The 14,471-nt window shown below is 59.2% G+C and carries 9 protein-coding genes; 6 read left to right on the top strand and 3 right to left on the bottom strand.

Annotated features, from left to right (window positions below):
- Positions 1-810: 810 nt before the first annotated feature.
- Positions 811-1,734, bottom strand: a complete 924-nt coding sequence (locus tag MTX34_RS26100) for an LppP/LprE family lipoprotein (RefSeq protein WP_243611195.1) — start codon at positions 1,732-1,734, stop codon at positions 811-813.
- Between MTX34_RS26100 and MTX34_RS26095 the strand changes: the two genes are divergently transcribed.
- A complete protein-coding gene (locus MTX34_RS26095; protein ID WP_308198568.1) occupies positions 1,699-2,256 on the top strand; it encodes a helix-turn-helix transcriptional regulator in 558 nt (185 codons plus the stop codon). The genes MTX34_RS26100 and MTX34_RS26095 overlap by 36 nt on opposite strands.
- Before the next feature lie 406 nt (positions 2,257-2,662).
- Here MTX34_RS26095 and MTX34_RS25305 read toward each other — a convergent pair whose 3' ends face one another.
- Positions 2,663-3,073 carry a hypothetical protein gene (locus tag MTX34_RS25305; protein WP_243611194.1) on the bottom strand — a complete coding sequence of 137 codons (411 nt, stop codon included), beginning with the start codon at positions 3,071-3,073 and terminating at the stop codon, positions 2,663-2,665.
- A gap of 156 nt (positions 3,074-3,229) precedes the next feature.
- Entirely contained in the window at positions 3,230-4,246 is a 1,017-nt protein-coding gene (locus tag MTX34_RS25300) for a hypothetical protein (protein ID WP_243611193.1), read from the bottom strand.
- A 1,352-nt stretch (positions 4,247-5,598) separates the two neighbouring features.
- Here MTX34_RS25300 and MTX34_RS25295 point away from each other — a divergent pair.
- The 5 genes from MTX34_RS25295 (at position 5,599) to MTX34_RS25275 (ending at position 14,289) form a co-directional block, all read left to right on the top strand.
- Entirely contained in the window at positions 5,599-6,192 is a 594-nt protein-coding gene (locus tag MTX34_RS25295; RefSeq protein WP_243611192.1) for a recombinase family protein, read from the top strand.
- Positions 6,193-6,585: 393 nt separating this feature from the next.
- Complete coding sequence (locus MTX34_RS25290; RefSeq protein ID WP_243611191.1) at positions 6,586-8,043, top strand: class I SAM-dependent DNA methyltransferase; 1,458 nt, start codon at positions 6,586-6,588, stop codon at positions 8,041-8,043.
- Entirely contained in the window at positions 8,040-9,176 is a 1,137-nt protein-coding gene (locus tag MTX34_RS25285) for a restriction endonuclease subunit S (protein ID WP_243611190.1), read from the top strand. Before MTX34_RS25290 ends, MTX34_RS25285 begins: the two co-directional genes overlap by 4 nt.
- Positions 9,176-12,535: a DEAD/DEAH box helicase family protein gene (locus MTX34_RS25280; RefSeq protein ID WP_243611189.1), complete on the top strand. Its 3,360-nt coding sequence runs from the start codon at positions 9,176-9,178 to the stop codon at positions 12,533-12,535. Before MTX34_RS25285 ends, MTX34_RS25280 begins: the two co-directional genes overlap by 1 nt.
- Positions 12,536-13,144: 609 nt before the next feature.
- Positions 13,145-14,289, top strand: a protein-coding gene (locus MTX34_RS25275; RefSeq protein ID WP_374640496.1) for an IS3 family transposase whose coding sequence is annotated in 2 segments (ribosomal slippage) — positions 13,145-13,412 and positions 13,412-14,289 — 1,146 coding nt in all. Because the reading frame shifts where the segments join, the coding sequence is not laid out codon by codon here.
- Positions 14,290-14,471 lie beyond the last annotated feature (182 nt).

The raw sequence follows: 14,471 nt of genomic DNA, 5'->3' as shown, positions 1-14,471 counted from the left end.
CACCCTACGGGCGGCCTCGACCTTGTATTCGGTCGTGAACGACCTGCGTTTGCGGGACATGCGGACATCCTTCCAGCGGAACCATCGGTCCCGCTATCTCGGTGTCCACCATCCGGGGTGAACCTCATCCAGCTGGCTTTGATTTTTAGCGATCTTAGCTATGGGCCCGCGTACCGAAAAGGTGTCCCAAGTCGTTGACCTGCTGATTTTTGGACACCTTCGAGTCCATATAGCGAAGTAGACCCGGCTGTTGTCCGTACCAAGACTGTATGAATTGACCCAAGTCCATGTATATCAAGTGTCAGAGAGGGGCACACTGCAATTTCTGTGGCAGGGACTCCGCTGGGGCCGAGCCTTCCGATCCGGAAGGGAAGTGAGAGAGGAGAAGTGAGTATTGATCCCTGCCCTGGCGGTATAGTCATGAGCGCGACAGGGTTTGCTTCACTGGTTACTGCAGGAACAAGCAGAAGCGGTCTGAGAGGTTTTGCAATCCAGGCTGTGAATCGTCTGTCTGCGCACCTTTTTCAACACAGCGGTTTCACAAGCGTGTAGTCCGAAGGTGTGAAGTTTGATCAGCGGGCAAGCGCGGGCTCAGTGGGCTCTATTTCCTCGCCCGGGCGGGGGAGAGTCAGTTTCGTAGGTATTGCTCTGCCAGGTAGTCGGATGGCGCATTGGGGTCTGGCTGGCTCGGGTTGCATATGCCTTGAACATATTGCCTTTGGTTCATCACGCCGTATGCGGCTGTAGCGTCAGTCACCAAGGTACGGCCACCGGTTGTCGATCTGGAAGTTCCGAGGTGATTGAGCCCCCTCATCTCAGCTCTGGCGGAAGGAGATCGAGCATCTCGACAGCGGAGCCATTCCATTGATAGCGGACAGAAGTAGTCTCACCGTCAGAGCACGCATTGCACGATTGGCCGGTTCGGTATGTGAGAGTCACCGTGTCCGATTCTCCGGTACCTGCGGCCAGATCCGTGAACGGCAGAGCCTCGTAGGTAGCTGTTCCCTGGAAGATGCCCCGGTTGAACATCAGCGCGTGGGATGGGGAGCTGCCAGTACCACCCTCAATGGACACGACGACAGCCGACAACTCGGCGCATGGGTCAAAATTGCTAGCTAGCGGAACATCTGACCATGATCGTCCGGTAATTGGTTCGGGGCCGAGTTTCGCTAGGCCACCAGCGATGGCCTCCTGTTCAGCGGCAACGCCGCATTCGGAAGAAGGTTCCTGCGCCTGCGCGCTTGTTGTCGTTCGACCAGACGGGGGCGATACCGGCTGCCGATGCGACCCCGTGGTCACCGAGCGAGTTCCGGCCGAACATTCTTGTGCGAGGACGTCACGGAAGCGCGGGTAGGGACCCTCGAAGTACATGCTGCTGACCATCGATGAGCCGCTGAATACTAGGTCGTTCGGAAGTTCGAGGACGTTGGTCACCGTCGCGGGTAGGTCAATGCTGATCACGTTGGCGTTCTGATCTACGTCCAGCTCTTCAGCAACGACGCGGTCGCCTTGTTCCACATACGCCGAATAGGACCCTTCGACTTGGATGCTCGGACCGATGGTGACATTGACTGTCGGACTAACTCTGGCGGGGTCTGACAGGACTAGAAGAACGGAGAGTTGCTCACGTCCGTTGAACCACTCAGACGTGGGTCGCGGCACAGTGTCGACGAATGACACGGACAGATCGATACCCGAGTGGTCGAACCTGGAGAGCGTCATGTTCTCGGCCACCTGGGACGTTGTCGTTCCCCCTGGAGCTCCTGTGCAGTTCACTGTGCTGGGGATGCTCAGGCTCGGTGCCTGGTCACTCGTCGCTCCACAACCCGCCACAGCCGCCGCCGACACGACGGCCATGCCAAGCGTCGCGCCGACCCCTTGTCGCGCAAACCGAACGAATCTGTTCCCACTGCCACCCGAGCTACCCCATGCCTGATCCCTCCACTGTCCCGCGAACTACATCGTGGGCTATATCCGATTTTGGGATATTTGGTTACAAGGCGATGCCCTTGTCCCGTGGAAAAGTCGATCTACTCAGCCGAGTACAGGCAGCTCTGCCTGAAGCTCCGCTCGCTGAGGGTCGAGGCAGGATTGACACAGGCCACGGTGGCGGTGACCCTTGGCGTTCCACAATCGTTTGTCAGCAAGTACGAGTCCGGAGAACGAAGGCTGGACGTGATTGAGCTCGAGCACGTAGCCCGTGCACTCGGTACAACAGCCACGCAGATCTTGTTGGGCCTCAAACCGGAGGATTGAGTCGCCGTCTGACCACGAGACTCGCTTCGAGGCCCATCGTCCCGGCTTGCTGACCTCTCGATGTGTCTCAACTGTCAGGCAGTACGGCACCCCTCAAGCAACTTCTGCCCTGTACCGAACCTGTACTAAGAGCGCATACCTACAGGCCGGAAGGTCCACATCGGCGACCTCCCAGCTTTTCCAATTCGACACACCACCGGAAATTCTGTGTGAGTACGGCCGAACACACTGTGAAGCAGGCGGACGCTTGCGAGACGCTGTCGACTCGGTCGGCCTTAACAGCCGTTGTCGACGAACATGCCACCGGCCAGAAGGTCAGCGAAGACTGTTCTCGTGATGTTGCGGGCTCTTTTCGCGTTACAGGCAGTTCGGCCCATGCTTTCGGTTGCCTCGCACAGTGCCACAATCAGTCAGCGGTCACTGAGAGGACGAGTCCGTCATCGAGATCGTAGGTCCAGGACGCCTTCCATCCCTCCCACTGTCCGTCGTCCTTGCCCACATCGGTTCCTGTCCACATCATGCGATCCTCGACACTTGGTGGCATACCAGTCTCAGCCAACAGACAACCCCGAGCACGGGTGTACGCCGTGCCGCGTTCACCGGCACCGCCAGGGTTAGAGCTCGTTATCGTTTCGCCGTCAAGAGTCAGACCACCTTGGGCTTCCGAACATGTCGCGAATACGTCGTCAGACCTCGAATCCCCGAAGAATGTAGACGCTACGAACACCACTGCGACAACCACAAGCACAATGGACAGTCCTATGACGGCGAACAGCAGCTTCCTGTTGACGCTGGACTTGTCAGCGAAGTTAGACATGCTCGAGAAGATAGACCAGAGTCAGGCAAATCCCCCAAGCAGCCCCCGTCAATCAAGGTCTTTGAAAGAACTCCGGTACTGCAACTTGCGCATACCTGTCACCTTGCTGGTTTGGGGCTTGCCACCCACCACGGTTCGGGAGGTCGAGACGGAGAATCACAAGCGTCGCTCTTTGGACCGCGCCAAGGCCGCAAGGCGCGCACTATCTACTGGGTTTAAAACGACAGCGTCGGCGGCTTGGAAGGCGGCCAGCGCTGTGTCCGGACGATACCCCGCGAACTGAGTTGCGTACTCTTGTCCCTGCCACTGCGTCCCTGGCTGGAAGAGCAGGAACGGATCGCTACGCCGCAGAGCCCAGAGTGAAGAGCTGCACTCGAAGACCGCTTTCGCAACCGCGTCGACCGAAAGCAGCACCCCTTCCATTGTTGTCGTGGCGTCTTCTGTCAGGTAGGAGTCGCTCACCGTCTCGGCGTTATTGAGTGAAGACCCTTCGCCGGCACTGGGCGAACGCGGTAGCGGCCTGACCCAGACAGGCAGTTTCCGGCGGTTCGGCCAATCCCGCACGAGCAAATCCATCCATCGTGAGCGGTGAATGAAGTGGTTCCGTGTGCCGAGCGTCCACTGCAACCATCCCGTCGGCCCCGCATGCGTGACAGCTGCACGGATGCTTTGCATGAATGATTCTTGTGCTGCCCCACCCGCAGTACCGTCTCTATCTAGGGCTCGGCGGAGAGATCCACCCGCCTGCCCGGGTATTCGTGGATACAACGGAGAGTCGGATCCGACTCTCAGCTGTCCCAGATCTGCCTTGAGTAGGTCCATCTTCAACGCTCCAGTGGCAATTACCACCCCAGCCAGCGTGTCCAGTACTGAGCCAATGGATCGAAAGAACGCTGCCTGCTCTGCGCGCACCATGACCAGCCGCAGGCGTTCCAACTCCGTTCGGTGGCGTAAATCGGGGACGCGTCCGCCTGCAGCCTGATGGCGATGTGTGAGGTGCTGGTTTTCGGCACCGACACGATCTCGGTAATGGTGCAGATGCGCGGCGGACTCATCGAGATTTGTCGAGACAGCGCCGACGATGCTCACGAAGTAGTGGGATAGCTCGGCGCGCTGCGTTGGCCAAAGCGGATAGACCGACCACCAACCGATCCCGCCTGTCTCCTCGTTCACGTCTGCCGAAATGAGGCTCTTGAACCGTCGAGCAGCAAGTTTCGCGCCTACTACCTCTGAGTCGTATGAAGGACCGCTCACAGCGACAAATACTGTCAGAGTGGTTGGGCGCGTGTCCTCATCTGAGCATCGAGACACGGCGGTACGAGAGGGTGCTTGTGACTGAGGGCCTGCCAGTCATTCTCTAGTCAACGGGGCGCGGCCCTAGGGAGCCCGACGACCACACCGGCCAGCTTTCGATCTCATCGTGAGACACACTCCGTTCAGTGACGACGACGGGCGATTGCCCATTCGCAACCAACAAGGCGATCCTCCCCTCACCCCCCACTGAAGGCGTTGCCAAAGTTGGGAACTGCCCCCCGATGTCCGAAGAGAATTTTGCAGCTTCCCAATACGCCGTGGCGAGCAAGTGCTGAACCTCATGGGCGACATCTTCGACACCAAGCAGGGGCGACTCCGCCATCTCAGCGGCTCTCATACGTACATAGGACTCTGGTCCTGGCGATCCGTAAATCGAGGCCCGCTCGGCAACCGGTAAGTCAGTAACCTGCCCTGTGCGGCTTAGTGTGCCGTGCAACGTCTGATCGAACGCGTCCGCAGTGCCGAATGGTTGAATCAACATGTTGATGGGCTCCTCCCAGAACGCACTGACACGGCACCAGTCGTTTCGGCCTTCAGGATCGTGGAATTCTGCATGGCTCGGTCCCGCGACTTCCGGAAAGTCCTCCGGGTCGAAGTCGGGGCAGGGATTCGCGCAGCTGCAAGACCTGCTTAGGTTCCATCGATACACACGCTCCTGAAGCGCGGCGAGTGCACCCCGGCCGACTGTCAGAGCCTTCGCAGTGTCAAACAGTTGTTGTGGGGAACCCAGCAGGTCTGGCATGACCTCGGCAATCAAGGCATGCACGTTGACGCCATCGACCTCGCCTCTACCGCTAGTCGCAATAATGACCCCGGCGTCCTGGTGTTTTCCTTGGGACAGCGGCCGGTACACGGGAATCTTGTTGACGTCGTCTTTGATTATTGTGTTTGGGCCGTCAGGGTCCTTGGGGTTTGCCCTTGTTCGTCTGCCGTCGCTAGCTACCACGCACCCGTCAGCGGCACGAGCGAAAATGATGACCGTCACTAGTGCATTAGACCTCAATCACCATACCGACTAGGGATACTGGCGGATTCGACCGCAGGTGCCTGAAATGCAGTCTCAAAAACGATGGGTTGATGAGACAACGCAGCTTCCCGGCTTGTTCGGTCAGGATCCCACTCAGTCGCAGTTCGTTGTGTCACAAAAACCTGTCTCATATCTGCTAGTTTCAAAACCAGTGGGGTAATGGGGTAGTGAGACAGGAACGGTTATGGCGGCCATCGGATACGCAAGAGTGAGCACGGTTGATCAGGATCCACAGCTGCAACTCGACGCGCTGGCGACTGCGGGGGCGTTGAGGGTGTTCACGGATCTGGGAGTAAGCGGGGCCAAGGCGGACCGCCCGCAGCTTGCCGCGTGTCTCGATCACCTCAGAACCGGCGACACACTCGTCGTGTGGAAGCTGGACCGTCTCGGTCGCGACACCCGGCACGTCCTCGATGTCATTTCAGACCTCACAGCCCGAGGAGTGACGTTTGCGAGCGTGACTGAAGGTCTACACACCGAAGGGCCGATGGGCAAGGCGATGTTGACAATTATGGCGGCCTTCGCGCAATTGGAACGAGACATCATGCTCGAGCGAACTCGGGCAGGACTTGTCGCCGCAGCGGCGAAGGGCCGTCGTGGGGGAAGGCCCAGTAAAGTCGCCGCGGCCGATGTGGTTCGAGCGCGTGACCTTCTCAGCAAAGGTCTGACAGCTGATGAGATCGCCAAGATGCTGGGAGTCAGTCGTGCCACGGTGTACCGCCACCTCCGCGACTCTCCGGCGGAACCATCGTTGGTTCACCCCGAGGCGGCTCCCTGAGCCTGAAAGCGTCGGAATCGTAAATCGACACCGACGCCCTGCCAGTTCCGGAATGGCTTGCTGTGGCCTCGTCATAGCGCTCCGATACCGCAATCCGAGTCAACACACAATGGTGGGAGTGGCAGGTCCCCGATAGTCGGACCACCGTGTTCTAGAGCCACGGTGTGATTGATTTCAGTCGATCTCGCAGCCCTCGACCGGGCTCAGATGGCCCGTCATCTGCAGCGTTCACATTCTAAAAGTGACGTTGACGTCTCTCCGTCGAGGGATCGTGCACGCCGGCGAGGCCAGGTGGCAGTCGAGTTCTTCAGGTCGACGCGCAAGGCCGTGACCGCATCCGCGTGTCGGTCCCGTTCCCACGAGTTCAAGCTCCTCTTTCGATATGGTCCCCTTGTGATTACCGGTGACCTCAAGAGCAAGATTGACCGTGTCTGGGACTCGTTCTGGTCGGGCGGTATAAGCAACCCGCTGGAGGTGATCGAACAGGTGACCTCGTTGCTTTTCATCCGCCGACTCGACGACCTGCAGATCCTGGCCGAGAAAAAAGCACGCATTACCGGCAAGCTCGAGGAGCCTATTTTCCTTCCCGGTCAGGAAAACCTGCGTTGGAGCCGATTCAAGAACGCTGACGCGGAAGTGATGTTCAACATAGTCGGGGAACAAGTCTTCCCGTTTCTGCGCGCACTCGGCGGTGACGGCTCCACGTACTCCGAGCACATGAAAGACGCTCGGTTCACCATCCCGACACCTGCGCTGTTGTCGAAGGTCGTTGACATGCTCGACGACATCCCGATGGTCGAGCGCGACACCAACGGCGACCTCTACGAGTACCTGCTGTCGAAGATCGCCAGCGCAGGCGTCAATGGCCAATTCCGGACCCCGCGCCACATCATCAACCTGATGGTGGCGATGACCGCCCCGACACCGACTGACGAAATCTGCGATCCTGCCTGCGGAACCGCTGGGTTCTTGGTGGCCGCCTCGGAGTATGTCCGGGAAACGCACCCCTCAGCCTTGACCGAACCGACCCAACGCAACCATTTCCACCGGTCGATGTTCCATGGCTACGATTTCGACAACGTAATGCTGCGCATCGGCAGCATGAACATGCTGCTCCACGGCATCGAAGCCCCCGATATTCGTTACCGCGACTCACTCTCTGAGGGTGCGAGCGAAGACACCGAAAAGTACACGCTAATCCTGGCCAATCCGCCGTTCGCTGGGTCGCTCGATTATGAGGCCACCAGCAAGGACCTGCAGCGGATCGTCAAAACCAAGAAGACCGAACTACTGTTCCTGGCCCTCTTTTTAAAGCTGCTCAAGCCCGGTGGCCGGGCAGCAGTTATCGTCCCCGACGGCGTCCTCTTCGGGGCGTCGAAGGCGCACAAAGAGTTGAGGAGGATTTTGGTCGAGGACCAGAAACTGGACGCGGTAGTGAAGCTGCCGTCCGGAGTATTCCGCCCTTATTCGGGCGTCTCGACCGCAATCCTCTTCTTCACCAAAACCAACTCCGGCGGAACCGACCACGTATGGTTCTATGACGTTGAGGCCGACGGCTTCGCCCTCGACGACAAGCGAAACCCCGTCGAGGCGAACAACCTCCCAGACGTGCTCGCACGATGGGTCGACCGTGGCGGCTCGGAACTGAATCGCGGTCGCACAGAACAGTCGTTCTGCGTTCCGAAGGCCGACATCGTCGCCCAGGGGTACGAATTATCAGTTAATCGCTACAAAGAAGTCGTCCACGACGAGATCGAACACCGTGCACCGCTAGACATCATTGCTGACATCGAGGCACTGGAGGTCGAAATCGCCCAGGGACTGGCCGATCTGAAGGCGATGCTGTCGTGAGGACGGTTCCAGTCGGCGAGTTTATGGTTTCGCGTGGCGGCTCGGTGAATCCTTCGATTTTCCCCGAGGAGGAATTTGAGCTCTACAGCATTCCCGCGCACGACCGTGGTGGACCGGAAATAGTGCTGGGGTCGAAAATTGGGTCGGCGAAGCAGATAGTCCAGCCTGGTGACGTGATGGTCTCCAAGATCATCCCCCACATAAGGCGCTCTAGGATCGTGCGTCCACGCGAAGGCCGAAGGCAAATTGCGTCCGGTGAGTGGATAGTCTTTCGGAGCGGAAGTCTTTATCCGAACTACTTGCGCCATCTGCTGCTGAGCGACCTGTTTCACCGCCAGTTCATGAACACTGTCGCCGGCGTCGGCGGTTCATTGGTTCGCGCCCGCCCAGAGCAAGTCAAGTCGATTGCAATCCCGATCCCGCCGCTTGAGGAGCAGCGCCGCATCGCCGCGATCCTCGACCAGGCCGACGCCCTCCGCGCCGAACGCCGCCAGAATCTCGCCCGCTTGGACGCACTCGCGCGGGCGATCTTTCACGAGAGTTTCGGCAGTGAGCAGGGCGTCCTGCGGACCCTCGGTGAAGTCGCTACATTCGTCGGCGGAGCCAGCCTGCCCGGTGGATTGCCCTTCGCGGATCAGACGCACGGGACGCTATTACTGAAGGTATCCGACATGAATGCTCCCGGAAACGAAGCAAAGATTAAAACAACTGCACTCTGGACCGGCTCCGTCACTGAGCGTTCGGCAATCGTCGGCGCTGGTGCCGTCGTCATTCCAAAGCGTGGTGCGTCGATTGCCACCAACAAGAAGCGAATCACGACGCGCCGGACAGCATTGGACCCCAACCTGATGGGCATTCAGCCGAATAGTGATGTCGTCACCAGTCAATACCTCTACGAATGGTTCCGCTCGTTTGACCTTTCGACAATCACGAGCGGCAGTACCGTTCCGCAACTCAACAAGCAAGATCTAGTTCCGATCCGAATCAATGTTCCGGCAATCTCCCAGCAGATCGAGTTCGGACAACGACAGTTGAAGTTAGATACCACCCGAGCGACCGTCAGACGCGCGCTTGCTGTCAACGAAGAGCTCTTCGCCTCCGTTCAATCACGCGCTTTCCGGGGCGAACTTTGATGGGAAATTTCGACTTCCTGAAGACCACGCTGCCAGGTGCGTACTCCGATTGCGCCCGCGCAGAGTCGTACCTAACTAGCGACCCTCGTTCTGCGTGCTTCTACAGCCGCCGTGCGGCCGAGGGGTTGGTGAACCACCTCTACCAGGTCTTGAACCTGCCGACCCCCTATCGGGACGACTTGGCGGCGAAGATCAACGACGCAGCTTTCGCCGCGTGTGCGGGTTTAGGTATCGGGCAGAAGCTGAACCTGATCCGCAAGGTCGCCAATACCGCCGTCCATGACAACAAGCCGATCAGGCTCGACGTTTCGCAGGCGGTGCTACGGGAGCTGTTCCACGTGATGGTGTGGGCGGCTTATCGCTACTCGCCGAACCCGCAGGCTGTGCCGACGAAGGCCACGTTCGACCCTGCGCTCGCTCGGAGCGCGGCACCCCTGAGCCGTGACGAGCTGGCGAAGCTGGCGCAGAGGTTCGTGGAACAAGACGAAGCACACGCGAAGGCGTTGGCCGAGAAGGATGACCTGCTCGCCACACACGATGCGGAGATCAAGACTCTCCGCATCCAGATCGCCGCCGCTCAGGCCGCGAACACTACACACGATGATCACGAATATTCAGAAGCACAGACCCGCGACTTCTTCATCGACATCCTGCTTGCCGAAGCCGGTTGGCCCCTCACCGATTCACGCGACCGTGAGTACGAAGTCGCCGGTATGCCTAACAAGGACGGCAAGGGCTTCGTCGATTACGTCTTGTGGGGTGCTGACGGCTTGCCATTAGCGGTAGTCGAAGCGAAACGTACAACCAAGAGCCCTCAGGTTGGGCAGCAGCAGGCCATGCTCTACGCCGACTGCCTGCAGAAGCAGTTCGGTCGCCGACCCGTCATTTTTTACACCAGCGGCTACGAACATTGGATCTGGGACGACGCTGCCGGTTACCCGCCCCGTGAAGTCCAAGGTTTCTACACCCGCGATGAACTAGAACTGCTGATCCAGCGCCGCACTACCAGACTTTCCCTGGACACAGCCGAGGTCAACACGGCTATCGCTGGTCGCCCGTACCAAGTCCGGGCCATCAAAGCTGTCGGCGAAGCTTTGGACCGCAAACAGCGCCAAGCGTTGCTCGTCATGGCAACCGGGTCAGGTAAAACTCGGACGGTGATTGCGTTGGCCGATCAGCTCATGAAAGCCAACTGGGTCAAGCGGGTCCTGTTTCTGGCAGACCGAACGGCCCTGGTCAACCAGGCGACCAACGCATTCAAGGCGAGCCTGCCTTCCGCGACGACGGTCAACCTGGTGACAGAGAAGTCCGCGGACGGGCGGGTGTACGTCTGCACATATCCGACGATGCTGAACCTTATCAACGGCGTCGAGGGGGATCTACGCAAGTTTGGGCCCGGATATTTCGACCTGATCGTCATCGATGAAGCGCACCGATCCGTTTACCAGAAGTACGGCGCGATCTTTGAGTGGTTCGACTCGCTCCTCGTTGGACTGACCGCCACCCCCAAAGACGAAGTCGACCACAACACGTACAGGTTGTTCCACCTCGAAGACGGGGTCCCGACCGATGCCTACAGCCTCGACGAAGCTGTAGGCGAGGGGTACCTCGTGCCACCCGTCGGAGTCTCTGTCGGGACGACCTTCCTGCGGCAGGGCATCAAATACGCCGACCTGACCGATGACGAGAAGGATCAGTGGGACACCCTCGACTGGGGCGAGGATGATCGACCGGACGAGGTCACCTCTGAGGAGGTCAACCGGTTCCTCTTCAACGAAGACACCGTCGACAAGGTCCTCGCCATCCTGATGGATCAAGGCCACAAGGTTGCTTCCGGTGACCGACTCGGCAAAACCGTCGTCTTCGCAAAGAACAAAGACCACGCAGAGTTCATCCAGAAGCGCTTCGATGTCCAATACCCTGGATACGGAGGGCAGTTTGCGCGTGTCATTACCCACGGCATCAGCTACGCGCAGTCCCTGATCGACGACTTCTCCGTGACCGACAAGGCTCCCCACATCGCCATCTCGGTCGACATGCTCGATACCGGTATCGACGTTCCCGACGTGGTTAATCTGGTCTTTTTCAAAATGGTGCGGTCGAAGTCGAAGTTCTGGCAGATGATCGGGCGCGGAACCCGACTACGCCCAGATCTGTTCGGTCCCGGTCAGGACAAGGCAGATTTTTTCGTCTTCGATTTTTGCGGGAACCTTGAGTTCTTCAGCCAAAACTTACCCGGTTCCGAAGGCTCGACCCAGAAGTCGCTCAATCAGCGACTCTTCGAGAACCGCCTGGCACTGATCACTGCACTCGACGACAGCGAGCCCGAACTGCGCGTCTCGACGGCGAAGACGTTGCACACCATCGTCGCCGCCATGACCCTCGACAACTTCCTCGTGCGACCGCACCGCAGATGGGTGGAGCGGTACGCCAAGTGGGATTCTTGGACAGCTCTGACTCCGGAAGCGGCGACTGAGGTGGAGGAGCACCTCGCCGGGCTGCCATCGACGGTCAAGGATGATGACGAGGACGCCAAACGGTTCGACCTCCTGATCTTGCGCCGTCAGCTCGCTCAGCTCGAAGGTGACGCAGTCGCCGCCGAACGCATCCGTGAACAGGTCCAAAGCATCGCCACGGGTCTTCTAAGTCAGCTCTCGATCCCCACTGTCAAAGCCCAAGAGGTCCTCCTCGACGAGATCGCCGGCGATGAGTGGTGGGTCGATGTCTCTCTGCCAATACTCGAACTCGCCCGGTTAAGGCTGCGGGGCCTGCTGCGTTTCTTGGAGAAAATCAAGAAGGCCAAGGTCTACACCGACTTCGAGGACACTTTCGGTGAACAGTCCGTGGTGGTCTTGCCCGGCGTTACACCCGGAACCAACTGGGAACGATTCCGAGCCAAGACGGCCGCCTACCTCAAACAGCACGAGGATCACATTGCCCTTCAGCGTCTGCGGCGCAACAGGCAGCTCACTACCGAAGACCTCGAAGCCCTTGAGGGGATGCTCGCCGCTAGTGGGGCCGGTGCCGTTGATGTTGAGCGGGCCAAGCAGGAAGGTGCGGGGCTGGGTTTGTTCATTCGGTCCCTGATCGGACTTGACCGCCAAGCGGCGCTGGACGCCTTCGAGAGTTACCTTGACCGAACGCGTTTCGACGTTAACCAGGTCCGCTTTGTGACTCTGATCGTTGATGAACTCACCGCGAACGGTGTCATGGACCCCGCACGATTGTTCGAGTCACCCTTCACCGACAACGCAAAGGAAGGGGCATACTCCCTTTTCCCTGACCGCGACGTCGAGGTCATTGCGGGCATCCTGCGTGACGTCAAGGCCAGCGCGGTCGTCAACGACTCCGTCGCGTGAGCAACGGGCTGCGGTTAAGTCCGCAACTGACGTCAGTAGCCGTGTCAGGGACAGACACGGCTCCGCCTCTGTCTTAGGCAGGTCTGACCGTTTGGGAGTAACGCCGGCGAGAAATCGACTTGTCACGAGGTTGTCACAACTCGGCACAAACGAACCGACACCCACTGACACTCACTGACCCAGTAACACCAGGTCGGAGTCAGGACACGAAACACACTGGGACACAATGAAACCCCAGTTAATCGCCTTGTAAGCGAGCGGTCAACGGTTCAATCCCGTTAGGAGGCTCGTTCGGACGGCCCTGACCAGCGAAAACGGTTGGGGCCGTCCCTTTTTGGCCTATTTCGGCCGCTCGTTTCTTGCGCGAGCCCGGTTCGTCCACCTGGGTTTATGGGTCGCTTGTGACCTGGGGTTTTGCCGGTTCGGCGGCTCGATCCGGCGTTCGGTGTCACAGAATGTCACAACTCGTCGCTAACTCATCGGTGAGCGTTCGTGTGGATGTAGGTGGATGTGTACGGACTGGGCAGGTTGGCGTGTCCCCAGTGAACGGGGCCACCTTGTTTTAGAGTCTTGTTGCCCATGAGCTGGGCGGATAGGACGATGGAGAACATGGCTGGACGGAAGCGGAACTCTGCCGAGGACATCGTGCGCAAGCTGCGCCGTGCTGATGAGCTCACGGCTGCGGGCAAGACGCAGGAGGAGATCGCGGCGGAGCTCGAGGTGTCGGCGGCGACGTTGTACAACTGGCGTCGTCAGTACGGCGGGATGGACACCGATGCCGCGAAGGAACTCAAAGAGTTGCGCGAGCAGAACGGCAAGCTCAAGCGCCTGCTCGCCGAGGCCGAGCTGGAGAAGGATGCACTGCGGGAGGTAGCGAAGGGAAAATTCTGAGCCCAGCCGCCAAGCGCCGCGCCGTCGACATGCTCGTGGACACGATGAGTGTGTCGAAACGTCTGGCGTGCAGAGCAGTTGGGCTTGCCCGCTCCACCTATGCACGAACACCGATCGCCGAGACGCCCGCGGATCCCGACGCGGCTCTGAGGGCGTCGTTGCGGACATACGCAGGCTCGCATCCGCTGCACGGCTTCCGTCGCGCCTGGGCGCATCTGAGGCACGACCAGGGCGTGGCGGTGAACAAGAAGAAGGTGCACCGGCTCTGGAAGGAGGAGGGTCTGCAGGTTCGGATCTACCATCCACGCAAACGCGCCGGTATCAGCTCGTGCCCGCAAATCGAAGCCGATGCGCCGAAAGTGGTGTGGGCTATGGATTTTCAGTTCGATTCGACCGTCGACGGGAAGGCGATCAAAATCGCGTCGATGATCGACGAACACACCCGGCAGTCCCTGTTGAATATCGTGGAGCGTTCGATCACCGCACAGCGGCTGACCGACGAGCTCGACAAGACGTTCGCGCTGTGGGGCGGGCCGCCGTTGGTGCTGCGGATGGATAACGGTCCGGAGTTCATTTCCCATGTGCTGCAACAGTTCTGCCGAGACCGTGTCGGTATCTCCTACATCCCGCCGGGGACGCCGTGGAACAACGGACACATCGAATCGTTCAACAATCGGCTGCGGAAGGAGTGCCTGAACCGAAATCACTGGACTAGCTTGCTCGAAGCGAGGGTGGTGATCGAGGACTTCAAAGACGACCACAACCATCGACACCGGCACTCGTCTCTGGGCTACCTGACGCCCGCTGAGTATGCTGCCCGATGCACCCACACGCACCAACCCGTGGGCTGCGAGATCGACTGAAATCAATCAAACCGTGACTCTAGAACGCGGTGGTCCGACTATCGGGGACCTGCCAAGGTGATGGCCGGGCCGAGGTGCAGTGTTGGAATCAGTGTCGGTTCTGTAGGCTTGGAGCCTACGTATCCGACATTTGATGGAGGTAACTGTGACGACAAGCGATGTGCGACGCCGTCATGCCGGGT

The sequence above is a fragment of the Rhodococcus sp. ARC_M5 genome (genome assembly GCF_022810405.1).
GTDB classification, from domain to species: Bacteria; Actinomycetota; Actinomycetes; order Mycobacteriales; family Mycobacteriaceae; genus Rhodococcoides; species Rhodococcoides navarretei.
Note: the sequence above shows the minus strand (reverse complement) of the source record. Positions and strands in the feature narration are given on the sequence as shown.

What these genes read in the sequence shown, in the direction of transcription:
- MTX34_RS25305 (WP_243611194.1), bottom strand. Translation starts at nt 3,073, where the DNA reads ATGTCTAACTTCGCTGACAAGTCCAGCGTCAACAGGAAGCTGCTGTTC.
- MTX34_RS25295 (WP_243611192.1), top strand. Translation starts at nt 5,599, where the DNA reads ATGGCGGCCATCGGATACGCAAGAGTGAGCACGGTTGATCAGGATCCA.
- MTX34_RS25280 (WP_243611189.1), top strand. Translation starts at nt 9,176, where the DNA reads ATGGGAAATTTCGACTTCCTGAAGACCACGCTGCCAGGTGCGTACTCC.